General features: G+C 53.0%; 27 protein-coding genes, 1 tRNA gene and 1 pseudogene. 20 read left to right on the top strand and 9 right to left on the bottom strand.

The window, feature by feature from the left end; genetic code table 11:
* Window positions 1-35: 35 nt before the first annotated feature.
* The 6 genes from MGLY_RS15395 to MGLY_RS15370 all read right to left on the bottom strand — a co-directional run bounded on the left by MGLY_RS15395 (window position 36) and on the right by MGLY_RS15370 (window position 5,580).
* Window positions 36-665, bottom strand: a complete 630-nt coding sequence (locus MGLY_RS15395; RefSeq protein ID WP_170291121.1) for a hypothetical protein — start codon at window positions 663-665, stop codon at window positions 36-38.
* Window positions 666-723: 58 nt separating this feature from the next.
* Complete coding sequence (locus tag MGLY_RS15390) at window positions 724-1,842, bottom strand: glycosyltransferase family 4 protein (protein WP_156275298.1); 1,119 nt, start codon at window positions 1,840-1,842, stop codon at window positions 724-726.
* A gap of 65 nt (window positions 1,843-1,907) precedes the next feature.
* Complete coding sequence (locus MGLY_RS15385; protein WP_156275296.1) at window positions 1,908-2,369, bottom strand: hypothetical protein; 462 nt, start codon at window positions 2,367-2,369, stop codon at window positions 1,908-1,910.
* 120 nt (window positions 2,370-2,489) lie between these two features.
* A complete protein-coding gene (locus MGLY_RS15380) occupies window positions 2,490-3,191 on the bottom strand; it encodes a glycosyltransferase (protein WP_156275293.1) in 702 nt (233 codons plus the stop codon).
* A 21-nt stretch (window positions 3,192-3,212) separates the two neighbouring features.
* Entirely contained in the window at window positions 3,213-4,283 is a 1,071-nt protein-coding gene (locus MGLY_RS15375; RefSeq protein WP_489676592.1) for a glycosyltransferase family 4 protein, read from the bottom strand.
* Between the two features lie 154 nt (window positions 4,284-4,437).
* Window positions 4,438-5,580: a PRK06851 family protein gene (locus MGLY_RS15370; RefSeq protein ID WP_156275287.1), complete on the bottom strand. Its 1,143-nt coding sequence runs from the start codon at window positions 5,578-5,580 to the stop codon at window positions 4,438-4,440.
* Between the two features lie 258 nt (window positions 5,581-5,838).
* On the opposite strand from MGLY_RS15370, the gene MGLY_RS15365 reads away from it, so the two are divergent.
* The 7 genes from MGLY_RS15365 (at window position 5,839) to MGLY_RS15335 (ending at window position 13,016) form a co-directional block, all read left to right on the top strand.
* A complete protein-coding gene (locus MGLY_RS15365; protein ID WP_156275285.1) occupies window positions 5,839-6,447 on the top strand; it encodes an ANTAR domain-containing response regulator in 609 nt (202 codons plus the stop codon).
* Window positions 6,448-6,564: 117 nt separating this feature from the next.
* A complete protein-coding gene (gene glnA, locus MGLY_RS15360; protein ID WP_156275283.1) occupies window positions 6,565-7,899 on the top strand; it encodes a type I glutamate--ammonia ligase in 1,335 nt (444 codons plus the stop codon).
* A gap of 65 nt (window positions 7,900-7,964) precedes the next feature.
* Window positions 7,965-9,071 (top strand): class II glutamine amidotransferase, encoded by a 1,107-nt coding sequence (locus MGLY_RS15355; RefSeq protein ID WP_156275281.1) that lies wholly within the window; start codon window positions 7,965-7,967, stop codon window positions 9,069-9,071.
* Window positions 9,053-10,561, top strand: a complete 1,509-nt coding sequence (locus MGLY_RS15350) for a glutamate synthase-related protein (RefSeq protein ID WP_156275279.1) — start codon at window positions 9,053-9,055, stop codon at window positions 10,559-10,561. The genes MGLY_RS15355 and MGLY_RS15350 overlap by 19 nt, the downstream gene beginning before the upstream one ends.
* Before the next feature lie 17 nt (window positions 10,562-10,578).
* Entirely contained in the window at window positions 10,579-11,034 is a 456-nt protein-coding gene (locus MGLY_RS15345) for a 4Fe-4S dicluster domain-containing protein (protein WP_156275277.1), read from the top strand.
* Window positions 11,031-12,263, top strand: a complete 1,233-nt coding sequence (locus MGLY_RS15340; RefSeq protein WP_156275275.1) for an NAD(P)/FAD-dependent oxidoreductase — start codon at window positions 11,031-11,033, stop codon at window positions 12,261-12,263. Before MGLY_RS15345 ends, MGLY_RS15340 begins: the two co-directional genes overlap by 4 nt.
* 15 nt (window positions 12,264-12,278) lie before the next feature.
* A complete protein-coding gene (locus MGLY_RS15335) occupies window positions 12,279-13,016 on the top strand; it encodes a GltB/FmdC/FwdC-like GXGXG domain-containing protein (protein WP_156275273.1) in 738 nt (245 codons plus the stop codon).
* Between the two features lie 131 nt (window positions 13,017-13,147).
* Here MGLY_RS15335 and MGLY_RS18670 read toward each other — a convergent pair whose 3' ends face one another.
* The 3 genes from MGLY_RS18670 to rbr all read right to left on the bottom strand — a co-directional run bounded on the left by MGLY_RS18670 (window position 13,148) and on the right by rbr (window position 15,722).
* Complete coding sequence (locus MGLY_RS18670; RefSeq protein ID WP_156275271.1) at window positions 13,148-13,840, bottom strand: flavin reductase; 693 nt, start codon at window positions 13,838-13,840, stop codon at window positions 13,148-13,150.
* 16 nt (window positions 13,841-13,856) lie between these two features.
* Window positions 13,857-15,056: a nitric oxide reductase FrpA gene (gene fprA / locus MGLY_RS15325; protein ID WP_156275269.1), complete on the bottom strand. Its 1,200-nt coding sequence runs from the start codon at window positions 15,054-15,056 to the stop codon at window positions 13,857-13,859.
* Between the two features lie 90 nt (window positions 15,057-15,146).
* Window positions 15,147-15,722, bottom strand: coding sequence for a rubrerythrin (gene rbr / locus MGLY_RS15320; protein ID WP_156275267.1), 576 nt, complete (start codon window positions 15,720-15,722; stop codon window positions 15,147-15,149).
* Between the two features lie 198 nt (window positions 15,723-15,920).
* Here rbr and MGLY_RS15315 point away from each other — a divergent pair, with 198 nt between their 5' ends.
* From MGLY_RS15315 to ubiE, 13 genes and pseudogenes are all read left to right on the top strand, one after another.
* Window positions 15,921-16,310 carry a desulfoferrodoxin gene (locus MGLY_RS15315; protein WP_156275265.1) on the top strand — a complete coding sequence of 130 codons (390 nt, stop codon included), beginning with the start codon at window positions 15,921-15,923 and terminating at the stop codon, window positions 16,308-16,310.
* 25 nt (window positions 16,311-16,335) lie between these two features.
* The gene (gene rd, locus MGLY_RS15310; RefSeq protein ID WP_156275263.1) at window positions 16,336-16,497 is read left to right on the top strand and encodes a rubredoxin; all 162 of its coding nucleotides are present in this window, start codon (window positions 16,336-16,338) and stop codon (window positions 16,495-16,497) included.
* A gap of 78 nt (window positions 16,498-16,575) precedes the next feature.
* Complete coding sequence (locus tag MGLY_RS17875) at window positions 16,576-16,716, top strand: rubredoxin-like domain-containing protein (RefSeq protein WP_170291120.1); 141 nt, start codon at window positions 16,576-16,578, stop codon at window positions 16,714-16,716.
* Window positions 16,717-16,766: 50 nt separating this feature from the next.
* Complete coding sequence (locus tag MGLY_RS15305) at window positions 16,767-17,234, top strand: ferritin-like domain-containing protein (RefSeq protein ID WP_156275261.1); 468 nt, start codon at window positions 16,767-16,769, stop codon at window positions 17,232-17,234.
* A gap of 93 nt (window positions 17,235-17,327) precedes the next feature.
* Window positions 17,328-17,405: transfer RNA gene (locus MGLY_RS15300), tRNA-Pro, on the top strand.
* Between the two features lie 155 nt (window positions 17,406-17,560).
* Entirely contained in the window at window positions 17,561-17,923 is a 363-nt protein-coding gene (locus MGLY_RS15295; RefSeq protein ID WP_211661932.1) for a nucleotidyltransferase family protein, read from the top strand.
* A complete protein-coding gene (locus MGLY_RS15290; RefSeq protein ID WP_156275255.1) occupies window positions 17,920-18,429 on the top strand; it encodes a ribonuclease toxin HepT-like protein in 510 nt (169 codons plus the stop codon). Before MGLY_RS15295 ends, MGLY_RS15290 begins: the two co-directional genes overlap by 4 nt.
* 272 nt (window positions 18,430-18,701) lie before the next feature.
* On the top strand, window positions 18,702-20,516 hold the full coding sequence (locus MGLY_RS15285; protein ID WP_156272643.1) for an IS1634 family transposase: 1,815 nt from the start codon (window positions 18,702-18,704) through the stop codon (window positions 20,514-20,516).
* 239 nt (window positions 20,517-20,755) lie between these two features.
* Window positions 20,756-20,977, top strand: a pseudogene (locus MGLY_RS15280) (transposase); the annotation flags it as partial.
* Window positions 20,978-21,207: 230 nt separating this feature from the next.
* Window positions 21,208-22,104 (top strand): phosphogluconate dehydrogenase (NAD(+)-dependent, decarboxylating), encoded by an 897-nt coding sequence (gnd, locus tag MGLY_RS15275; RefSeq protein ID WP_156275253.1) that lies wholly within the window; start codon window positions 21,208-21,210, stop codon window positions 22,102-22,104.
* A 364-nt stretch (window positions 22,105-22,468) separates the two neighbouring features.
* Window positions 22,469-22,846, top strand: a complete 378-nt coding sequence (gene speD / locus MGLY_RS15270) for an adenosylmethionine decarboxylase (RefSeq protein WP_156275250.1) — start codon at window positions 22,469-22,471, stop codon at window positions 22,844-22,846.
* 179 nt (window positions 22,847-23,025) lie between these two features.
* Entirely contained in the window at window positions 23,026-23,706 is a 681-nt protein-coding gene (locus MGLY_RS15265) for a polyprenyl synthetase family protein (RefSeq protein ID WP_211661930.1), read from the top strand.
* Window positions 23,703-24,404: a bifunctional demethylmenaquinone methyltransferase/2-methoxy-6-polyprenyl-1,4-benzoquinol methylase UbiE gene (gene ubiE / locus MGLY_RS15260; RefSeq protein ID WP_156275247.1), complete on the top strand. Its 702-nt coding sequence runs from the start codon at window positions 23,703-23,705 to the stop codon at window positions 24,402-24,404. Before MGLY_RS15265 ends, ubiE begins: the two co-directional genes overlap by 4 nt.
* The last annotated feature ends 109 nt before the right edge of the window (window positions 24,405-24,513 follow it).

The following is a 24,513-nucleotide window of genomic DNA, read 5'->3' as shown; positions in this document are numbered from 1 at the left end:
CCGCCAATTTCGCGACCAGGGACACGCCCTGTTTGTCACCCCCAAACCCATACCCGGACCGGCTTATACGGCAAGGCCGGCCCGGGTTCCGGGGCAGGGGGAGTAGTAATCTCAATCCGTGAACAGGCAACCTTGACCTGTACCTCCAGGCGGCCCGGTCCGGCGGAAACAAAGGCCCGCTGCCAGCGGGGCCCGGACATCAAGGTAATGGTAGCGGTGTGGCCGGCAGCATCGGCATAGGTCACAAGAATTTCATAATTGTAGAAAGCCCTAGCCAGGGCATGGCTGCCGGGGGGAATGGGCACCAGTTGCTGCCTGGCGGTAATATTTTTAACCCCGCAGGCAATAACTTTAACCGGCACGCCTAGGGTAGGTGAGGAGGAACTATAAGACCACTGGAATAAGTTTTCCGTGGCCAGGTAAACCGAATCCAGCACCCTTTCCGCAGTGACTAATTCAATATACCCCGGCTGTAGTTCCTCAAGTAATAAAGGCCGGCCGGCATGGGCAGCAAGCGCATTTGCAGGCGGACTTACTGGCTGTATTCCCCAGGCTGGAATTAACAGCAAAGCTGATTGCACGATATTAAAGACCACCCATTCCTGCACCGTTACCAGGATAATCGGACTGGGACCGACATGGAAGCGGTTACCTTTATTGGCCACAGTAGGAGCTGTAAAGGGCACATACCTTCACCCACCCGGTGAGTCCAAAACCAGACAATTAGCGAAAGACTGTTTCCAGGACCCTGGCCCAACGCTCAGCCCATATCTTACGGTTGAAAGTCAGAGCCACTTCCCGAGCCCTCTGGCCCATGATCTGCCTTTTAGCTTTATCCCGGGCCAAATCTTCGATGGCCGCCACCAGATTTTCCACAGTCGGTTTAATTAGATAACCATTGTAGCCGTGCAAAATAATGTCGCTCAAGCCACCGGCCAGGCCGGCAATTACCGGCCGGCCGCTGGCCATGGCCTCCAGGGCGGCCAGACTCGTGCCTTCGGTAGAGCGTGAAGGGATGATGACAATATCCGCCTGGCGGTAAACCTCGGGCATCATCTCCAGGGGCTTCCAGTAGTAAAAGCAACGTTCCTGGGTAGCAATCCACTGGGACATGAGCCTTTCGGCGTTGTCATCATGGCCGCGTCCACAAAAATGAAATTCAATCCAGGGATAGCGAGCCGTCAATCTTTCTGCTGCCCGCATGGTTTCATTAATCCCGCGAACGGGAACCAGCCGGCGGGGGAACAGGACACGGATGGTATCCGTGCTATTTTTTACCTCCTCAGGTGGGTGAAAAAGGTCAGTATCAACATAATTGGGGATGTACTCCCATTTGTGATAAAAGCCGGGGAGGGTAGCATTGAAGAAGTTAATGGTGTTGGTATCTACAGAGATTAATTTTTGTGGGCCTATCAGGGCAATACCAAGCCGCCTTAACCATTCCTGGCGGTCCTCCAGGCGTCCGGCCATGAGGTCGAAACCCGGCCAATCCCAAAAGATCCCGTGGCTAATGGCAATGCTTTTTTCCCGGGCTATGGGGTAAGCCAGGGTAAGGATGAAATAAATGGCGTAATCAAAGGCCATGGAATTCTCATAAAAGGCTGTACTGAGCTCGGGAAAGGTATGGTATTCGCTTCTAGAAACCGGGATGCTGCGGATACGCACGCCATCGAATTCCTGGGTCCAACCGCTGCCTATCTGCCAGATCTCAACATAAAAACCTAGCTCGCGGAGCAGGCGGCAGAGGTCAACCTGGTAACGCTCCGCACCGCCCATAATAATTCTTTCGTTAGTAGGGTGAAAAAAGTTAGTCGTTAAAAAAGCTACCTTTTTAGTCGTCATATCTCTTTATCACCTTCTTGCAATTAGCTCTCCAAAGTTAAGCCCGGCCGGGGCCGGGCTATGCTTTAAGCGAGGGGGGAAGCCTGGGCCGTAAAGACCAGATCGACGCTCAAGTCCAGGTTCTGGGCTATGGTACCCGTATTACTAGGCAGGCTGACGACGAAGGTCAGCAGGTCATCATAGGGCGAAACCAGCAGGCGGCCACTAGAAGGCTGGTTGTATAGACCGGAAAGAGTGCCATTATAGAGCACTGTTGCTGGGCTGGCTTCGATATAAATGTTTAAGCGGTCGGCAAGTAACTGGGCCTCGCGGGGAGTAGTAGGGCTTACTTCCTTCCAGTCAGCAAAGATAAAGTAATACTCGTCTACAGTACCGGTATTTGACACTTGCAGCTGGGGCGACCCGACAGACTGGCCGGGAACCAGGTTGGCCGGGGAAAAAAGGGCCGTGGTCGGGCTTAAGGTTAGAGCCACATCGGCAGTTCCTGCCGTACTGCCAGTAACAGTGGCGCTGGCGGTTAGAGCCATGCAGATCACTCCTTTTACAAGCTTTTCTCTTTCCCCCTATGCCTTTTGGGTATTGACAAAGGGGGTCTTTCCTTTTTCTGGATTAGTATTACTATATGCATCTTAGCACGGAGAAGTTATCTAGTCCTGCCATTTTTCGAGCTGAATTTTATCCGCTGGCCAGAGGATGCTTTCATAATGTTCCCGGGGCATATATTTAAAGGTCGGATCCTGGCTAACGGCGCGCTCGTATTTAGCCCGGATATCAGCCGGGTTGGCCCAGCCGAGGTGTTTGATCCTTAGATCGCTTTCCAGGTGGGGCAGGCGGCGGTAGGCTAGAGGCAGGCGGCCGCAGTGAAATTTTTGTAATGGCCAGGCGGCATCCAGCCAGGGCTGGTACTTGACGAGGTAGATAGAAAAACCACGCAGCCAGGGATTCCAGAGGCCGTCGACGCGGTAGTAGTCTTCACTGCCCCAGCAATCAAAAAGGCGAAAGCTAATAGCTGGAAAGAGATCCTGTTTTAGCAAATAAGGGAGTTCCCGGTCTACCCTGGTCTCCAGGAATTCATCGGCATCAAGGGCCAGTATCCATTCGGGGTTGGTAGCTACGGTATGGTGCCAGAGTTCGCAGCGCAACTGGGCTTCATCCTTAAGAAATAAGGGGGTATCGCGGCAATAAAGTTTAACCATGGGGAAACTCAAACAGATCTCAGGAGTAGCATCCGTAGAGGCATCGTCCAGGATGACCAGCTCATCAACATAGTCAGTCAAAGCTTTAAGGCAGCGCTCCAAATAACGATTGGCTTCATTACGAACGATCATCATGGCCGTAACCTTGGGCATAGAACTTACTTCCCCTCCGAACTACAGCTTATCCAAAGGATAAACCCTGCTGATATACTGGCGCCAGCGGGCTTCCCAGAGGCGACGGTCAAAGGCCCGGGCGGTAGCAGCGGCATTGGCACCGAGGCGCAGGCGTTCCCGGGGGTGATCAATTAAAAAGCGCAGGGCTTGGGTCAGGTATTCCCTGGAGGGATGGATTAACAGGCCATTATAGCCATCGATAATCAGATTGGTGAGCCCGCCAACATTGGTGGCAATAACGGCCTTACCCATGGCCATGGCCTCCAGGCATGAAAAGCTGGTACCCTCCGAATAAATACTGGGAATAACAACTATATCGGCAGCGGCATAAACCTCCGGCATGGCGTTAAAGTCTGGATGACAGTAAAGGATACGCCCGTTATGGGCCTCCTTTTGCCGCCAGGCATGAAAAATCTCCAGGTACCGGGGGGTATTTGTATCAATGGCAAAGAGAAACTCCAGGTCGGGGTACTCAGCCAGTAAAGGAGGGATAACCTCTTTCAACAGGTCAAAGCCCCGTTCCGGGGCCAGCCGGCGCGGGTACAGGACGCGTACCCTAGGCTGTTGTTCTTTTTCGCGAGGATAAAATTGCTTTAAATCGACAAAGTTTGGGATTACCCGGACCTTCTGGTCGGCCAGATTAGGGTAGATGGCCCGGGCAACGTTAAGAAAGTTGTAGTCGCAAGATATTATTAAAGTGGCCTGAATAAGGGCGGCAGCGACATAGTTTTCATAAGCAGCCCGGGCGTGGGCCGGGCTGTAACCTGGTAGTTCCCACCAGACGCCGTGGGAGATACAAATAGAACGGGGGCGGTAATAGACTTGCTGGAGAATAGAGGAATAAAGCACTCTACCGCGGACAGTCTCCTCCATTCGTTTAACAGTTAAGTGCAAATGGTGCTGATCGGCCTGGTAGCCATATACCGGCCAGCCGCGGAAAGTAGTTTGAAAATCCCGGTGGGCGTTCTGATGGAAGGAAACTTCATAACCCATCTCTGTCAGGAGTTCTGCCAGGGCGTGGAGGTATCTTTCCAGGCCCCCGATTACTGGTTCTTGCCCATTCCAGGCCAGCAGGTTGGGTGTAAAAATGGCTATTTGCCGGTCCAGGGAGTATCACCCCGTTTCTTTTCCATCTCTTGTACTCATGTTAACTTATGCTTTTGTTCCACGGATAGTTACCAAAAACCCTTCCTAATACTGCAGATTAGGAAGGGTTTTAAAAGCTTTAACTTGCTTTAATCAGGGTTTCAGGAAATTCAGCAGCATAGTTCAAAATCCGCTGCAGGACCTCCTGGCGTTTGGCGTTGATGGCCTCAAAATTCATGGCCGGTATATAGAAGGTTTCCATGTAATCATGGGTTAATTTGGCCTGGCGGATGTAGGCCACGGCCCGGTCCAGGCAGGCCTGATAGCGGTAGGCGGCGCTGCTGATCTCGTGGGCGTAAGTTCCCAGCTTATCCCGGTCGATATAGGCCGACAGGTTAAGTTTCATGGCCATAAGGTCCGGTAAAGACGAGGGATCGTAGGTATGCGGCGGCTGGACGTTCATGGCCGCCACTTTTATTTCCGGCATGATTACCAGATCGATATTCCGGGGATTAAAGGGGCAATGGTAAATTTCAGTATGCAGTCCTTTTTCGTGGGCCAGGTCGGCGATCCGGGCCAGCACCTGTGGTACGCCGGAACCAGGTTCTCCGGAGATGGTATAAAGTTGCTGCACATCCTGGAGTAGGGATTCCACGTGGCCGGTAATGATACCATCGGGGGTGATAGCCGTGGCAAAGAGATGGCGGACTTTGGCCGGCCGGTCATAACGTGGTGCTACACCGCTGAAAATAGTATGGAGCAAGTTAGCCACAGCCCTGTTAACCTGGCTTTCAATCATACACTCGGAAATATAGCTTTCCCACTCATCGCGGATAACCTTGGCTTCCCGGAGGGCACTGTAGGCTATCTGGAACAAGCGCGCCACCCGGGCGTTAGCTTTAAGGATTTCCTCTTTATGGGCCCGCATCTTGCTTTCATCCCAGTAGTCTCCCAGGTGGATAATCTCATCTACGGCACCGGGATTCTTGGGATCAACTATATGGGGAGCCGTACCATCGATTAGAGCTACTTTGATGGCCGGGATGACCACGGCATCCAGGGAATTGTTATCGGAGGAGCAGCAGTGGAATTCCACATCATAACCTTTAGCCAGCATGGTTTCGCCGATTTTGCGCATGAAGGTGGACTTGCCCACTCCCGGGCCGCCTTTAACGACGAAGATGCGGGTGGCATCGGGTTCGATAATGTAATCATAAAAAGAATAAAACCCTTCACAGGTATTCCCGCCGGGGAAGACCCTTCTTAACTTGCCCTGGCCCATGTTTTAACCTCCCTGTAATACTAACTTACTTAAATCTTATGCTCCCAGGCACAAAACTTGCCTGGTCCAAGAAGAACATGATTTTCACTATGCGAAAATATTTTTTGAAATACTGGATACATCTGTTTAACCTATTGTCAACTCAGCGTTTTTCCTTTATAATTGTACCATACTCAAATGAAAAAGCATTTCGCAGGGCAAAGGGGTCCTTGAAAGTGCTACAACGGCGTAGCGCGAGGGGGGCAGGGATTCAATTTTATGCAACAGCCCAAAATTTTTATCGCCAGTGCCGACCCGTCTGCCCGGCAAAACTTGAAGTACATGCTGGTACGGGAAGGTTACTTGATTGCCGGCGAAGCCCCGGACGGCAGCCAGGCCCTGCGGATGATCCGCACCCTGCAGCCCAGCCTGATAATTCTAGATAGCGAACTCCAGGGTACCAATGCCCTGGAAGTAGCCAGGATCATCGAGGAAGATGGAGTAGCACCGATTATCCTCCTGGCCTCTTCCTGGCACCGCAATCTGCTTGCCCGTACGCGCGATTTTCCGATCTTTGCTTATTTAATTAAACCGGTCCAGGAGAGCACCTTGTTGCCGGCGGTAGAAGCAGCCCTGGCCAATTACCAGAAAATAAGCCGCCTGCAGCAGGAAATCAGCAAGCTGAAGGAGACCCTGGCCGCCCGGAAAATAATTGAGCGGGCCAAGGGCATTCTCATGGATACCATGGGATTAACGGAAGCCGAGGCCTACCGGCGCATGCAGCGCCAGAGTATGGACCGCTGCGTACCCATGAAAAGCATTGCCGAAGCCATTATTGTCGCCCATGAACTCCAGGGCGGCAGCAATAAGGCCAAAAAGACGGACTAACCCTTTAGGGCAACGGCGTCCTGAAGGAGAGGGTTTTTATGCCCTTTTCTTGCAGGACGCTTTTTATAAAGAAACTGGCGTAGACAGTTTCTATAATTTAGCAGGAGGTTTATGCTGATGGATGACAAGGAAAAACGGGCGGCTGTCCTAAACCGGGCCGAGGAATGGGGGGTAAAATTTGTTCGCCTCCAGTTTACCGATATTTTTGGGGTATTGAAAAATGTAGCCATTCCCGTGGACCAGTTGCCCAAGGCCCTCAACAATGAACTCATGTTTGACGGCTCTTCCATTGAAGGCTTTGTGCGCATTGAAGAGTCGGATATGTACCTGCGCCCCGATCCCGACACCTTCGTTGTTTTCCCCTGGCGGCCCCATGAGGGGACGGTAGCCCGCCTCATTTGCGACGTTTATAACCCCGACGGCACGCCCTTTGCCGGTTGTCCCCGCTGTGCCCTGAAGAAGGTTACGGCCGAAGCAGCCGCCATGGGTTACACCATGAACGCCGGGCCGGAAGCAGAGTTCTTCCTTTTCCACACCGACGCCTCCGGCCGGCCGACCCTGGAAACCCATGACCGGGCCGGTTACTTTGACCTCACCCCGGTGGACCTGGGTGAAGACGCCCGCCGGGATATGGTCCTGACCCTGGAGCAATTGGGCTTTGAAATCGAAGCCTCCCATCACGAGGTCGCCCCCGGCCAGCATGAGATTGACTTTAAATACGCCGAGGCCCTGACCACGGCTGACCGCATTGCCACGTTTAAATTTGTGGTACGGACCATTGCCCAGCGCCACGGCCTCCATGCCACCTTTATGCCCAAGCCTATTTACGGCATTAACGGTTCGGGTATGCACGTTAATATCTCCCTGTCAAAAGACGGCCGGAACGCCTTTTACGATCCCGAGGACAAGCTGGGTCTAAGCCAGACCGCCTACCAGTTTATCGCCGGCGTCATGACTCATGCCCGTGCCCTGGCAGCCGTAACCAACCCGACGGTCAATTCTTATAAACGGCTGGTGCCTGGTTATGAAGCGCCGGTCTATATCGCCTGGTCGCCGCGCAACCGCAGCCCCTTGATCCGCGTGCCGGCCAAACGCGGTCCTTCCACCCGCATTGAAGTACGGCACCCGGATCCTTCCTGCAACCCCTATCTGGCCCTGGCTGTACTGCTGAAGGCCGGTCTGGACGGGATTAAAAAAGGCCTGACCCCGCCGCCGCCGACGGATAAAAATATCTTTGCCATGACCCCGGCCGAACTCCAGGCGGAAGGCATCGGCGTCCTGCCGGGAAGCCTTGATGAAGCCCTGGAAGCCCTGGCCGCAGATGAGGTTATCAAGGAAGCCCTGGGACCCCATATCTATGAGCGCCTGACCCTGGCCCAGAAACTCGAATGTGAACAGTACCGTACCAGGGTACACCAGTGGGAGATCGACCAGTACCTGACGAAATTTTAGTATCCCACCTCTCACCTCTAACTTCAAACTTCAACTTTAAACTTCCATTTAAGGAGGGAGCAACGATGCTCAGGGAGGGAGAATACCGGATACCTTCGGGATGCGCCATCAGCGGCTTTATCAATAAAGACGGCCGCCGGGTTAACGGCAGCGCCATCATCCAGTCTATTGCCCTGATGCAGGAGCGCTCCAATGGCCTGGGTGGCGGCTTCGCCGCCTATGGCATTTACCCGGAATATCAAGATTATTATGCCCTCCACCTGCTCTTTGAGGATAAGCTGAGCCGCAACCAGGTGGAAGAGTTGATAAAGGATAATTTTTATATTGAAGCCGAAGACCGTATCCCCACCCGTCATGTCCGGTCCATTGGCAAAGCGCCCTTACTATGGCGCTATTTTGTAACCCCCAGGCTGTCGAAAATTGAAGAATCCCAAGAGACAGAGGCCGACTTCATGACGCGGCTGGTCATGCGCATCAATGATAGCGTCAACGGCGCCTATGTCGTTTCCAGCGGTAAAAACATGGGAGCCTTTAAAGGAGTGGGTTATCCCGAAGATATCGGCGAGTTTTTCCGCCTGGACGAGTACCAGGCCTACAGCTGGATTGCCCACGGCCGCTTTCCCACCAATACCCCCGGCTGGTGGGGCGGCGCTCATCCCTTTACCCTGCTGGATTGGTCGGTAGTTCATAACGGCGAGATATCTTCCTACGGGGCCAACCGGCGCTTTTTAGAAATGTACGGTTATAAAATGACCCTGCAGACCGATACTGAAGTAGTCGCCTACGCCATAGATTTACTGGTCCGGCGCCATAACCTGCCCCTGGAACTGGCGGCCAGGGTCCTGGCAGCCCCCTTCTGGCAGGAGATTGACCGCCTGCCCGCGGCGGAACGCGACCTTTATACCCGCCTGCGGGTAGTTTACGGTAGCCTCCTGATGAACGGGCCCTTTTCCATCATTGTCGGCTTTAGCGGCGGCATTATGGCCCTGAATGACCGCATTAAGCTGCGGCCCCTGGTAGCCGGCTCTCACGCCGCCACCCTGTATGTGGCCAGCGAGGAAGCAGCCATCCGGGAAATTTGCCCTGACGTGGAAAGGGTATGGTACCCGCAGGGTGGCGAGCCGGTCATCGGCCGCCTGGAGGAGGAAGCCCAATGCCGACTCTCAGCCTGATGCCGCCTGAATTCAGTGTCGCCCGCGATGACAACAAATGCATTAAATGCCTGGCCTGCGTGCGCCAGTGCGGCTTTGACGCCCAAAAGTATGACGCTGAAGACGATCGCCTCTATACCATTGATGCCAACTGCGTCAACTGCCAGCGCTGCGTCAGCATCTGCCCGGCCGGGGCGCTGACTATTTATAAAAACCCGCCGCCTATGCGGCCCAATGCCCACTGGACGGAAGGCCACCTGCGCAACATTGTCAAGCAGGCGGAAACCGGCGGGGTGCTCCTCACCGGCATGGGTAACGACCAGCCCTTTCCTACCTATTTCGACCGGCTGCTCCTTAACGCCAGCCAGGTGACCAATCCTTCCATTGATCCTTTAAGGGAACCAATGGAACTGCGGACTTACCTGGGCAGCCGGACCGAGCCGGTAAGCAGGGAGGAACGCAAGGATAAAACCAAAACACCCCTGGTACCCATAGAAACCCCTATCATGTTTTCCGCCATGTCTTACGGGTCCATCAGCCATGAAGCCTTTGAATCCCTGGCCCGGGCGGCCAAAGCATTCGGCACCCTGTTTAATACCGGTGAAGGCGGCCTGCCTGCAGACCTCTACCAGTATGCCGATCACGCCGTGGTGCAGGTGGCCTCGGGCCGCTTCGGCGTCCATGCCGGTTACCTGAATGCCGGGCGGGTGATCGAAATTAAAATCGGCCAGGGAGCCAAACCGGGCATCGGCGGCCACCTGCCGGGGGAAAAGATTACCGCGCCTGTGGCCGCGACGAGAATGATACCGGAGGGTACCGATGCCCTGTCATCGGCTCCCCATCATGATATCTACTCCATTGAAGACTTGAAGCAGTTAATCTTTACCTTAAAAGAAGCAACCCGTTACCAGAAACCGGTATCCGTCAAAATTTCGGCCGTCCATAACGTGGCGGCCATTGCCAGCGGTATTGCCCGGGCCGGGGCCGATATCATCGCCATTGACGGCTTTCGCGGGGGAACCGGGGCGGCCCCTACCATGATCCGGGACCATGTGGGTATTCCCATCGAGCTGGCCATTGCCGCCGTGGACCAACGCTTGCGCGAGGAAGGCATCCGCAACCAAGTATCCCTGGTGGCTGCCGGGGGCTTCCGCAGCAGCGCCGATGTGGTGAAGGCCATTGCCCTGGGTGCCGATGCGGTCTACATCGCCACCGCCGCCTTGATTGCCCTGGGCTGCCACCTCTGCCAGAAATGCTATACCGGCAAGTGCAGCTGGGGTATTGCCACCCAGGACCCCTACCGCAGCCGGCGCTTGAACCCGGAAATCGGCGCCGAACGCCTCTACAACCTGCTGCGGGGCTGGTCCCACGAGATAAAAGAAATGCTGGGCGGCATGGGCATCAACTCCATTGAGAGCCTGCGCGGCAACCGCCTGCACCTGCAGGGCGTAGGCTTAAACGAAGTGGAACTGAAGCTCCTGGGTGTCAAGCATGCCGGCGAAGCAATGTAGCAGGGGAGGGAACACCATTGAAAAAAGTGTATGCCCGGCCGGCCTACTGCATGAACTGTCACCTCTGCGAAGTGAACTGCATTGTGGCCCATTCCCGCAGCCGTGATCTTTTCCGGGCCTATAAGCGCGAGAATTTAAGGGGTGCGGCGCGGGTTATTGTCGAAGAGCGTTTGCCCCTCTCGGTAGCCGTCCAGTGCCGTCACTGCGATGACCCCCGCTGTGTGGCCGGCTGCATCTCCGGGGCCATGGTCAAAGATCCGGAGACGGGGATTGTCTACTGCCAGGAAGACAAATGTGTGGGTTGCTGGACCTGTGTGGCCAGCTGTCCTTATGGCGCCATCCGGCCCGGGGAGAAAAACGGCCGCCCGGTGCCTTTAAAATGCGACCTCTGCCGGGAGGCTGATGAGCCGGCCTGCGTGGCCGGCTGTCCCAACCGGGCCCTTGTTTTTGAGGAAAGGAGGGCAGGGGCATGAACTACGTCCTGATCGGCCATTCCGTAGCTGCCGTCAACGCGGTGGTAGGAATCCGGGAGTATGACCGGGAAGGCTCCATTACCATCGTCTCGGCGGAAAACTATTATGCCTATGGCCGGCCCCTCATTTCCTACTGGCTGGAAAAGCGGGTCCAGGACCAGGATATGCCCTACCGGCCGCAAGAGTTTTATGCTCAAAATAACGTCTGCGTCCTCCTGGGACGCCGGGCTGTAAAACTGGACCCGGAAGCCTGCCAGGTTCACCTGGATAACGGTGAGAAGCTTCCCTACGACCGTTTGCTCCTCGCCACCGGGGGCCGGCCCTTTGTGCCGCCCATTGCGGGGTTAACACCGGCCAACTATTTTACCTTTATAAACTATGACGACGTTCGACGCCTGGAGGCTGCTGCCATCCCCGGGCGGGAAGCCGTCATCCTGGGGGCCGGCCCGACGGGTCTCAAGGCCATGGAGAGCCTGGTGCAGCGGGGCGTCAAAGTAACGCTGGTGGAGCTGGCCGACCGTATCTGGGCTCCGGCCCTGGACCCGGAAGCGGGAGCCTTAATAGCCGGCTTCCTGCAGGATAAGGGTGTCAATCTTTATTTAAACGATACCCTGACCAGCATCCGCCAGGAGGATGATGGCCGCCTCCTCATGGAGCTTAAATCCGGCCGGGAACTCAAGGCCGACATCCTGGTGATTGCCATCGGCGTACGGCCCAATGTCGAGCTGCTCGAGGGTTTACCCGGGGTAACCATTAACCGCGGCGTCGTGGTGGGACCAGACCTCAGCACCGGCTTACCCGGTGTTTATGCCGCCGGGGATGTAGTGGCCGGTAACCCGCCTTTACTACCCCATGCCGCCATCCAGGGGAAAATAGCCGGGCGCAATATGGCCGGGGCACAGGAGACCTATCTACCTTTACCGCCCTATAACACCCTTGGTTTCCTGGGGCTGCATATTATCAGCATGGGTAACAGTACCGCCACCGGTGAGGGATATGAACTCCTGACGGAAGTAGACCCTGCCACCCTGGTCTACCGCAAGCTGGTTTTAAAGGATAACCGCCTGGCAGGCGCGCTGCTGATCAATAAAATTGACCGGGCCGGCATCTACCGCCAGTTGCTCGAAGAAGGCATTGAGGTCACGTCCTTTAAAGATGCATTGCTGCGGCCAGATTTTGGTCTCTTGAGTTTACCGGAAACCATCTGGCAGCAAAAGCTGGCAGAGTGAGGTGAAGGGGATTTTATGGAAACCTTGAATGCCCGGGGCCTGTCTTATCAAGTCCTGAATGAGTCTATCAGGACCCTCCTGGATAACGGCTGCCGGGAACTGGTTTTAAAAAACGTCAACGGCCAGCGTTACATCGGTGCCGGGGTCCAGGGCCGGGCCCGGCTGGAGATTTACGGTGTGCCGGGTAACAACCTGGCGGCCCTGATGGACGGGCTGGAAATAGAGGTTTTCGGTAATGCCCAGGACGGCGTGGGCAACACCATGAACGACGGCACGGTAATTATCCACGGCAACGCCACCGATATAGCCGGTTACTCCATGCGCGGCGGCCGGATCTTCATCCGCGGCAATGTCGGCTACCGGGTGGGTATCCACATGAAGGCCTTCCGGGAGAAAAATCCCTTGATTGTCATTGGCGGCAAGGCCGGGGACTTTTTCGGCGAGTACATGGCCGGTGGTACCCTGGTCCTGCTGGGCCTGGATTTGCAACCCGGGGAAGCCATGGTGGGTAATTTTGTAGGCACCGGGATGCACGGCGGCGAGATCTTTATCCGCGGCCAGGTAGATACCTTCTACCTGGGTAAAGAAGTTAAAGCAGTACCACCTACAGCCGCTGACCAGAAGCGCCTGCGGGAAATTGTGGGCGATTTTGCCCGTTATTTTGACTTGGAGGCCGAAAAGATCCTGGCCCGGCCCTTTACCAAGTTGATACCCTACAATAAACGGCCATATGGTACGTTGTATGCTTATTGAGTTGAACTATTTGCACCCAAGCTGGTATTCCCAGAGAGGATTTTTGGCGGCCTATGAGGATAACTAATTGGGAAATGAACAAAAAGCCATCTGCGTGAGACAGATGGCTTTTGTTAATCCAGAGGGTGCAGCTAGCAAATTCTCTCGAAGGCTTCTTTACCGGCGCCGCAGATAGGGCAGGCCCATTCGCCCGGCAGGTCCTCAAAGGGGGTACCCGGAGCAATGCCGTGCTCCGGGTCGCCCTGCTGCTGGTCATAAATATAGTTGCAGATAGTGCACTGGTACCTGGGAGCAGCGGCTGCTGGCCCGGCTTCCTCCCGGGAGGCAACAAAGGTCGGCGCCGTTTTCGGGGTCGTGCCGCGCTTGACCTGGTGGTAGTAGGCATAGGTCATGGGCTCACCCTGGAGCAGGACGGCGGCGTCCGTTAAAGTGCCGATAAATATGCTGTGGGTACCGGCGTCAACCGTTTGATTTACTTTAGCTTCCAGGTACGCTAGGGTGTGCTCGGCCAGGTAAGGAAGACCTGCTTGCGTTAGCTTGTAGTTCAACCCGGCAAACTTGTCTACCTCACGGCCGGATTTAAATCCGAACTGGCCGATGAGGGAGAGGGGGGCCTCCCTGGCCAGGACCGAGACGGCAAAGCTCTGGCCGGCCTGGATAAATTCATGGGTCAGGTTTTGCTTGTTGATGCTGACGGCAACCGTCGGCGGTTCCGAGGAAATCTGGAAGACGGTATTGGCAACCTGGCCGTTGCAGCGGTCGCCCTTTTTTGCCGTAACAACATATAGCCCGTAAGAGATGGTGTGCAGGGCTTTGGTGTCCAAAATGCTCCCTCCTTTGTTAATCCTTAATTCTGGCCGCCATTTCCCGCCCCAGTTCGTAGCAACGCTGCAGGTCTTCTGTCTTGGGCACCCACTTCACTGTGGGGCCGGGCTCGGCAAAAAGCTCGATTTTGGCGGCCTTCAGGCGCTCCTCCAGGATCTTCTGGGCGCCGCCACCCCAGCCGTAAGCGCCGAAGGCCAGGCCGATTTTATTTTTTGGCCTTAAGCCCACCAGGTCATCCAGGAGGGGAGAAACCACCGGCAGGATGTCGTTATTGATGGTCGGCGAGCCCACCAGGACGGCGCGGGCATCGAGGATCTCTTTGATAATATCATTGCGGTCGGATACGGAGAGCTTGAAGAGCTTGACCTCACAGCCCCCGGCCACCAGGCCGTCCAGGAAGGCATAAGCCATCTTTTCCGTACTCAGCCACATGGTATCGTAGGCAATAACGGCTTTCGCCGTACCTTTGCCTTCAGCCCAGCGGGCATAGGCCTCAATGATCCGGTGGGGATCCCGCCGCCAGATAATGCCGTGGCTGGGGGCGATAGTCTTAACGGCCAGGTTCATCTTTTGGATTTCTTCCAGCTTTTTGGTAATCAGGCTGCTGAAGGGCATGAGGATGTTGGCGTAATACTTGGCCGCCTCGTCCATGATGAGTCCCACATCTACTTGCTCATCGAAGCGGGCGCTGGAGGCAATATGCTGTCCGAAGGCATCGTTGGGCATGAGCAGGGCCTCTTCGGGAACATAGGTAAACATGCTGTCGGGCCAGTGGAGCATGGGCGCTTCGATAAATGTCAGGGAACGTTTACCAAGGCTGATGCTGGTCCTGGTTTTGACAATGGTGTACTGGAAATCAAGATGAGGGTAATGATCCCTGAGACTTTCATAACCCCGCTGGGTACAGAGGACGTGGGCGCCGGGGCAGAGGTCCATGATGGCCGGGAAGGCGCCGGCGTGGTCGCTTTCAGTGTGGTTGACCACCAGGTAATCGATTTTCACCGGGTCCTGGATCTGCTTCAGTTTGGCGATCAATTCCTCTTGAAAGGGCTCGTAAACGGTATCCACCAGAGCGGTTTTTTCATCGACAATATAATAGGCATTATATGTAGTACCCCGGTGGGTGGAAAAGGCGGGGCCATGAAAGTAGCGGATGTTCCAGTCGATGGCCCCCACCCAGTAAATACCTTCCGCAATGGTAACGGGCTGGCCCATGGATTCTTAATCATCCTTTCGGTTTGTTTTTTGCAAGCATCGCCTGGCATAGGAGCCAGGTGCACCCGGATGATAGGCTATCGCTACCCCTTAGTAATTTTCCGCCTGTAGTTCAAAGAACGCCTGGGGATGAGCACACGCCGGGCATATTTCTGGGGCGGCAGTGCCTTCATGGATATAACCGCAGTTGCGGCAGCGCCATGTCACCTTTTCATCCCGCTTAAAGACACGGTTATTTTCTATATTAGCCAGCAGGGCGCGATAACGGTCTTCATGTCCCTTCTCGGCCCGGGCAATGGCCCGGAAGACGGCAGCTATCTCTTTGAAACCTTCTTCTTCGGCTACCCGGGCAAACTCGGGATACATGGTGGTATGCTCATAATTTTCCCCGTCGGCACTGGCGGCCAGGTTCAAGGAAGTAGTGGCGATGGTACCTGCCGGGAAAGCGGCGCTAATCTCTACTTCGCCGCCCTCCAGGAATTTAAAGATACGCTTGGCATGTTCTTTTTCGTTATCGGCAGTTTCTAAAAAGATAGCTGCAATCTGCTCATAACCTTCTTTTTTTGCCTGGCTGGCATAGTAAGTATAGCGGTTGCGGGCCTGGGACTCGCCGGCAAAGGCCGTCAGCAGGTTTTTTTCCGTCCGGGTACCTTTAAGACCGGGCATATTGCTCACTCCTCTATAAGATTTCGACGCCATTTTACCTTACCAAAGTTAGGAAGTCAAGGCAGGTATTCAGTTTAATTTCAGGAGCATTAAAGGGTAGAACCTTTTTTAAAAAATTTTTTAGCCAGCAGGAAAAAAGGCTATAACAGCGAATATTAATTGCAAATAGTAATCCTTACTAAAAGGGGGAATTTAATTATGACGGCAATCGGCCAGGTTTACAGGTGCAATGTTTGCGGTAATATCGTCGAGGTCCTTCATCCCGCTGTTGGGGCACTGGTCTGCTGCGGCAAACCCATGGAGTTATTGGCAGAGAACACCGTAGACGCCAGCAAAGAAAAGCATGTCCCGGTAGTTACTAAAGTTAATGGTGGTTTTAAAGTGACCGTTGGCAGTGTTCCCCATCCAATGGAAGAAAAGCATTATATTGAGTGGATCGAACTGCAGGCCGGCGGCCAGGTCTTGCGACAGCACCTGGAACCCGGCGACGCCCCCGAAGCGGTATTCGCCACTGCAGCCAGCAGCGCTACTGCCCGCGCCTACTGTAATCTCCACGGCCACTGGAAATCAAATCAAGAAGGCAACTGATTAATCATCCAGGAGGTATAAAATCATGGAAAAATATGTTTGCACAGTATGCGGTTATGTCTACGATCCGGCCGAAGGCGATCCAGATAACGACATCCCTGCGGGAACACCCTTTAGCGCATTGCCGGAAGACTGGGTTTGCCCGGTATGCAGCGCGGGCAAAGAGATGTTTGAACCTGAAGCTTGAAAACATGCTAAAATAACTAGCCTGGTTACAATAATGACTACAATAATCTCACCCGGATCCGGGAGGAAGTATATTGGCATGAACAAATGGCGCTGTTCCGTTTGCGGTTATGCCTTTGAAGGCAAAGCGCCGCCGGAAAAATGTCCTTCCTGCCAGTCGGTTTGTAGTTTTGTGGACGCCAACTGCTATATTCCCGACTGCGGCGGCGGTTCCGTCTAAGCAATACCATAACTTCATAACAAGCATGCTACCAGTAAAGGGGATCGCTTATGTTCCACGCCAGCGAAGTCTTCGAGTTTGCCCGGGCCATCGAAGAAAATGGCCGGGCATTTTACCAGGCCATGGGTACAAACGCCCGGCAGCCGGAACTCCGGCAACTTTTTGCCCGCCTGTCCCAAGAAGAAGAGCAACATATCCTCGATTTTACCCGGCTGGCGGCCAGGGCCACCCCTTATGACCCGCCGGAATCATATCCCGGAGAGTATGCTGAATATATGCAAGCCCTGGTGGATAACAGCGTCTTTCCTCGGGAACTGGACCCCGAGACCCTAGCCCAGCAGATTACTACCGATCAAGAAGCTATTAACCTGGCCATCCAGTTTGAAAAGGATTCCCTATTGTTTTTTAACGGTTTAAAGAACCTTGTATCCGTAACCGAAACGGCTATGATAGAGGAATTGTTACGCCAGGAAAGACGCCACCTGTGCGAACTGCACAGTGTCCTGCAGAAGAAATAATTTTGCTCGCCCCAGGTACGCCAGGATCGCCCCCGTGGCCCCTTGACAATGCCGTTTGTCAGGTGATATACTTTTCTTTGCACAGAGGAATAACGGGGCGTAGCTCAGTTTGGCTAGAGCGCTACCTTGGGGTGGTAGAGGCCGCTGGTTCAAGTCCAGTCGCTCCGACCATTTTTACAGGACGCCATAAAGGCGTCTTATATTTTTCTATCTTAAATACATGGCCGTTGACTGGTAAAAAAAGTAACGATACAATGTAATACAGGTAGCGGGAGAATTAATGAGGTAAATTTGGTAAGCTTTAAGTAAGAAAGGCGGGGAACCTGGTGCTGGATGACGTTAGTACCATGCGGAAGGCCTGGCAGCGGCGGGCTGAAATAGAAAAGCAGGCTGCAATAAACCGCCGCCAGGAAGCGCTAATCAAGGCTCGCCTGGCTGCCAGCTGGTTAAAAGAGAAATACCAGGTTAAAAAGGTCTACCTTTATGGTTCCCTGGCCTGGAGTGAGTATTTTACCCCCTATTCAGACATTGATTTGTTGGTAGAAGGGTTTACACCTAAAGAACTTTACTGGCGTATGTGGTCGGAAGTAGAAGCCATCACGGCACCTTTTCCACCCAGTATTGTCCTGGCCGAGGATGCCGTACCGGGTTTATTGATAGAAGTCCAAAAAAGGGGACTGGAATTATGACCGGTGAACAATTCCTTGTTTTAGAAGGCCGTATACGCCAGGAACTGGAGAACATGGCCCGCCTGAAGGCTGAACTGGCGGCAAAGGGATTGATAACCAAAAACCAAAACGCTAAGATAGCTTTTCCAGCTGGAGATTCCTTTTTCTTACGGGCAACAGGCTCAATACTCCATGATTTCTATGTAGCAGCAGAAAACATTTTTAAAACCATTGCCCGAGAAATAGACCATAGCCTGCCCGCCGATCCGGAATGGCACCGCCAGTTGTTGGTACAAATGACCCTCGATTTACCGGAACTACGCCCCTATGTAATCCAGAAAGAAACAGCAGCCTTGCTGGACGAATACCGCGGCTTCCGCCATGTTTTTCGTAACGTTTACGGTTTCAACCTGGCAGCCGAACGGTTGGAAAGGCTGGTACAGAAGCTACCGGAAACGTTGATATCCTTGCGCCAGGATCTTCAGGTATTCTTGGAGCGTATGCGTGAAGTTATAGCTGTTAAATAGTCTTCCCGCGTTGGTACCACATCAGATAAGGCTATACTTACTTACTTCTATGCCCCCGGTCCATCCGGGGCTTAAATTTTTGCTTTTCAAAACCCAACTTTGACACTAAAACTTCTATTTCAAGGGCTTAAAGACCACCAAGACTAGTAATATCAACGATCTTTCTCTACCGAAGTCGGCAAAACGTAGTGAAAACAAATCTGCCTTAGAGTATTTTCACGCCGGGCATCTCTTGGTATAATAGTAATGACGATAACCGAGGTGATGCCCCTTTGTTCCCCCGTATTATCACTACCAGGCGCGGCGGCCATACCTACCATTATCTGGTCCTGGTAGAATCCTACCGGGAAAAAGGCAAGGTAAAACAGCGCCAGGTTGGGCATTTAGGCAACATCGACCAGTATTCCCAGGAAGAGATACAGCGGCTTATTAATAAACTGCGGGAATTCCTTAAGGAAGATGAGCTGGGCACTGTTAAGGACCTCCAGACCTTCGGCACCAAGCATTATGGTATCCCCTATGTGGTGAATTTTTTCTGGGAGCGACTGGACCTGGACGCCTTCTTTAAAAACTATCTCCAAAATCGTCAAGTAGAGATGGATGTGGCCTTATGCACCAAGATTATGATTTTAAACCGCCTCATCGCTCCTAAAAGCAAGCTTGGAGTATCCCAATGGTTAAGGCAAATTTACCTGCCGGAACTGGAAGAGAAACAGCCTGAGTTGCATCATTTTTACCGTACTCTTGACGTCCTGGAAGAAATGAAGGATTATCTGGAACGCCACTTGTACAACCGGCTTACGGATCTCTTGAGTTATCAGCTTAACCTGGTGTTTTACGACTTGACCAGCAGCTACTTTGAAGGTACCCATTGCCCCCTGGCCAGGTTCGGTTATTCCCGCGACCACCGGCCGGACTGCCGGCAAATTAATATTGGCCTCCTGGTGACTCCGGAAGGCATGCCTATTGCCCACCAGGTATTTGAAGGTAATATACCTGATAAAGTAACCGTGGCTGGCGCCATCGAACAACTTAAGCAAAAGTTTGCCATCAAGAGCTGTATTTTCGTGGGCGACCGGGGTATGCTGACCAGTCATAATTTAGAAGAACTCAAGGAGGCTAACTTCCGTTATATCCTGGGCTTTCATAAACGCGGCCGGGAAGTGAGCGATGAACTACTGGCCAGGTACCAAAACCTCGAAGAATACCAGCTAATAGACGGCGATAACCCCCTCTTTTATGTGGAAGTACCACCAGAGCAGGTACAGGCTCCCCCTAAAGAAAACTTGGTAGAGGGAGAAGAGGAAGAAAAGGAAAACTTCGAGCCTCCGGTTCGCTATATCCTTTGCCACAATCCTCTCAAAGCCCAAGAGGATTATGAATTTCGGGTCAAAGCGATAGAAGAAGCCAGGATAAAATTGCAAGAGCTGAAAGACAGGCTGGCCCGGGAAACCCCGCGGCGGGGGCGCAAGCCTACCACAAAAGGAGTCATGCTTAAAGCAGCTGCTATCCTTAACAAGAAGGGCCTTGCTCCAATTTTTGATATTACTTATGACGGCAAGTCTTTCAACTTTGAAATTAATGAGCCGGCTCTGGCTAAAGAGGCTTTGCGGGACGGCAAATTTTTAATCCAGACTAATGCTGACCTGCCAGCTGAGGAGGTAATTGCCGCCTATAAAAACCTGCTCCAGGTAGAAACCGCCTTTCGCCATATCAAGGACTTCATTCGCTTGAGGCCTATCTACCACTACAACGAAAGTCGGGTTAAGGGACACATCTTTATATGTGTGCTGGCTTATCTCTTTGAAAAATGGCTGGAGGTGATACATCGCCGATATATTGAAGATGAGATTTTTAAGGCGAAACAAATCCCTGATCCTGAAAGTCAAGAAAGAGAGTTACGCCGCTGGAAGGTTGCCCATAAAAGCGGCCGCCGTATCCTGGAATTATTAGAAGAGATAAAGGCTGTTGACCAGCAGTTTCTTGATAAGCGGATTTATAGTATCACCCAGCCCGGACAAAGCCAGAGTGAATTGTTAAAAATTTTGGGCCTTCCACTTCCACCTAAAATTTTAACCTTCAGGTAGCCACTAAGAGCCCCAGAAAGGGGTTGTAGTGACAATTGTCCCTATGGACCCCTTGATTTTTAAGGGGCGGTGTCAAAGTTGGGTCAAAAATAAAATATTGAATTCAGTGCAAAACCACCTAAAAAACGTCCCTAAAATGCTACGATACAGAAGGAATATTTTCCACCGCAGCGAATCATAAAGATATAGCAAGGTACATGAAGCAATAATAACCACGTTTTGTTCCAGGAGGCCGGGTCGTGTTCAAGGAGAATAAATCGCATTTGCAAACGGAATTATTTAATACCACCACCTTAATGCACCCCAGGACAACGGCTCAACTAAAGAAAAGCTGGGCTCCTATCTACTATGAGCACGTGTTTTGCAAGATAGACGAAAAGAAAATCGCTCCTCTTTATTGCCCGGATAACGGTAGCCCCAACAAGCCGGTCAACATCCTCCTTTCCCTGGAATTTATTAAGTGTCCCTGCTTGATGCAAAAACCAGGTAAAAAGGAAGCGATAATGGTCCCACTAATACTTTTAAGGAGATCATTATGTCCATAAAATAACATTTTTACTTTCAAAAAGCTCTTGCGTACTTGGGACGCGCCCTTTAATTTTGGGTTCTTGCACCAGAATCGTTACTATATTTATAGGGTCGACAATACAAAATATAATAATCGTATCCTGTGCAGAGGAGGAATATTAATTTGCAAATCGGTTTAATCGGCCTGGGTAAAATGGGCCTCAACCTGGCCCTCAATATGCTGGATCATGGCCACGAAGTGATAGGGTACGCCCGCACGAGGTCGACAGTGGATAAGGCTGCTGCCCGGGGGGTTAAAGGGGCCTACAGCCTGGAAGAACTGGTGGGGCAACTGGGACTTCCCCGCCTTATCTGGCTCATGATCCCGGCAGGTAAAACCGTTGATGAAGTTATAGAACAGCTATTACCCCTGCTTGCTCCCGGCGATATTATCGTCGACGGGGGAAATTCTCATTACCGGGATACTTTACGCCGCTATCAATTTTTAAAAGAAAAGGGAATCCGCTTCGCCGATTCCGGTACCAGCGGCGGTATGGAGGGGGCCCGCTACGGCGCCTGCTGTATGGTTGGGGCCGGGGATGAGCTCTTTGCTTACCTGGAGCCTTTGTTTAAGGATATAACCGTTCCCGGGGGCTACCTGCACACCGGACCGCCCGGCAGCGGCCACTATGTTAAAATGGTCCACAACGGCATCGAATACGGCATGATGCAGGCCATCGGCGAGGGGATGGAAGTCCTGGCTAAAGGGCCTTTCAAACTGGATCTGAAGGCGGTGGCCGGGGTCTGGCGCCATGGTTCCGTTATCCGCGGCTGGCTTATGGACCTCATGGAAAGTGCCCTTAGCAAAGACGCTACCCTGGAAAACATAAAAGATATCGCTTATTCCTCCGGTGAGGGCCTCTGGACAGTGGAGGAAGCCCTACGGCTGAAGGTACCGGCGCCGGTAATCACGACAGCCCTGCTGATGCGCTACCGCTCCGAGCAGGAGGAGAGCTTTGCCACCAAGGTGATCGCCGCCCTGCGCCATGAGTTCGGCGGCCACGACGTGGCCCGTAAATAAGCGGAACAGTTAAATGTAACTTTATGGCTTATACGTTCATATAACGGAGTGGGTACGGAGATGGTACGGCGATGTTCGTTCCGGTTAGTTAAGTACAGTTAAACCCGGGGATTTCCTCACATTGAGGGGAAGACGATTTACTGGAATTGGATGGCTAAAAGACTGAGAAGCGGCATGGTTTGGTACCAGGCCGCTTCTGAGTTGGAATTTGCCTTCAAGAATGCTTTGTTATCCCCAGTCAAGACAAGCCCTCAACTTTATCCGACATCTCCTGCGATTTTTAGTTGACAATAAGGGGGAGTGAGGTTACAATTGGATTTGATTGAGGTCATGCCCCACTTTTATCCTGGAGGAGGAATGATAATTGCGCGCATTGGGCCGTCATGTTTTAGCTGAGGTTTATGGATGTAGCTTCGAGATATTAAACGACATCAAAAAGGTCGAAGAAATCATGGTCAAAGCCGCTCTAGAAGCCGGTGCTGAAATCCGGGAAGTCTGCTTCCATAAATTCAGCCCTCAGGGTGTCAGCGGCGTGGTGGTCATCTCCGAATCGCACCTGGCAATCCACACGTGGCCGGAGTTAGGGTATGCTGCCGTAGATGTTTTTACCTGTGGTGAAAGGGTAAATCCCTGGGATGCCTGCAGGTACTTAACCGAGCAATTCCGGGCAGGCGAAGTCCACGCCACCGAAATTGAACGGGGCGTCATGGAATCTCCTCGGGCGGCAGCGGTAAATCTGTAGGAGGGATATTTATTTTATTACCTACAAGTAAAGGTAGTAGCAAAGGTAGGAGCTGACAGGCCTTGCAGGGAGAAAACTTGCAGGGCCTGTGGCGTTTTTGCGATAAATAACCAGCAGGAATATGCTTTTAAGAATAGAATATCAAAAGGAATATGCATTTTCATTTATAGGAGGGCTGGATGTTGACCGCCCTGTTTAAATTATTACAACCTGAGCTGGAAATGGTGCGCCAGCGCTTGATAAAGGAAAGCCTCATGCAAGGCCGGCCGTTACCGGGGCTTACGTGGCCTGTTTTGAACCATTTTGATCAAGATTTTCTGCCTGCTCTAGTTCTTTTGAGCGCCCATACACAGGGTTACTTCGGCCCCAGGGCCCTTTCTCTGGCTGCCGTATTTCAATTTATTTTCCTGGCCTCATTGATTCATAACAATGTTAAGCACGAGATAGCCCTGGAAACCCTGGTGGGAGATTATTTCTACACCCGTTTTTTTGATCTCTTGTGCCGCGATGGTAACCTGCAATTTCTGGCGCCCCTTTCCCAGTTGATTTGCCGGATTCACCTGGAGGCTGCCCGGCAACAAGAAAAAGTCTCTTCCCCTGAAAGGCTCCGTACCCGCGAATACCTGGCTGCCGCGGCAACTTGCCTGGGCAGCCAGTTAGGCCAGACCGAAGCCAGGCTAACCCAGGCCTGGCAGGAGATAGGCTTACTTTTAGGCAAGTTGTGGAATGGCCAGGCAGTAACCCTTAAAGCCAGCCAGGCCGTAGAAAGACTTGCTCCCGGAACGGTAAGGGAACTCCTTGGTCAACTGGTCATACAACTAAACGATGAGTTGCCTGTCAAACGGGTGATGGCCCTGTGACTAAAGAGGAATATGTAAGGGGCATTTTTAACCACATTGCTCCCCGTTATGACCTGTTAAATACGATTCTCAGTTTTAACTGTGACCGGGGGTGGCGCCGCTTCACTGTAGCCCGGACAGGCCTTGCACCCGGGAAGAGGGCTTTGGATGTCTGTTGTGGTACTGGTATGCTCTCTTTAGAACTGGCCCGGGCCGTTGCCCCTGGCGGGCAGGTAGTTGGACTGGATTTTGCCCCGGCCATGCTTGCGGTGGCCCGGCGGCGCCTGGCAGCCAGTCCCTCCGGCCACCTGGTGCAACTGGTAGAAGGCAATGCCCTGGACCTCCCCTTCCCAGATAATACCTTTGACTGCGCTACCATTGCCTTTGGCCTGCGCAACCTCCCTGATATCAAGCGGGGCCTGGCGGAAATGAAGCGGGTGGTACGGCCGGGAGGACGGGTGGTTTCCCTGGAGTTAGCCAAACCCACCCGGCCCCTTTTTCAGCAGCTTTATTACCTGTACTTTGATCACCTGGTGCCTTTCATAGGACGCCTGGGAGTGGGAATGGATGGCCCCTACAGCTACCTGCCCCGCTCCCTTAAGGGCTATCCCCACCAGGAAGTAATATTGCAGTACTTCCGCGACCTGGGCCTGGAGGGAGCGCGCTATTACGAACTGACAGGTGGTATTGTCGCCGTCCACGTAGGTATTAAGAAATGAAGGTTGCCTGGCTATGATAGTTGCATTATAATTAAACCAATCAAGCAACGGGTTAGAAGGTTCTACCCTGGCCCACTTCCTATCTTTTACATCTCATGTACGGAGGTGG

Source organism: Moorella glycerini (genome assembly GCF_009735625.1).
In the GTDB taxonomy this organism is placed as follows: Bacteria; Bacillota; DSM-521; order Neomoorellales; family Neomoorellaceae; genus Neomoorella; species Neomoorella glycerini.
Note: the sequence above shows the minus strand (reverse complement) of the source record. Positions and strands in the feature narration are given on the sequence as shown.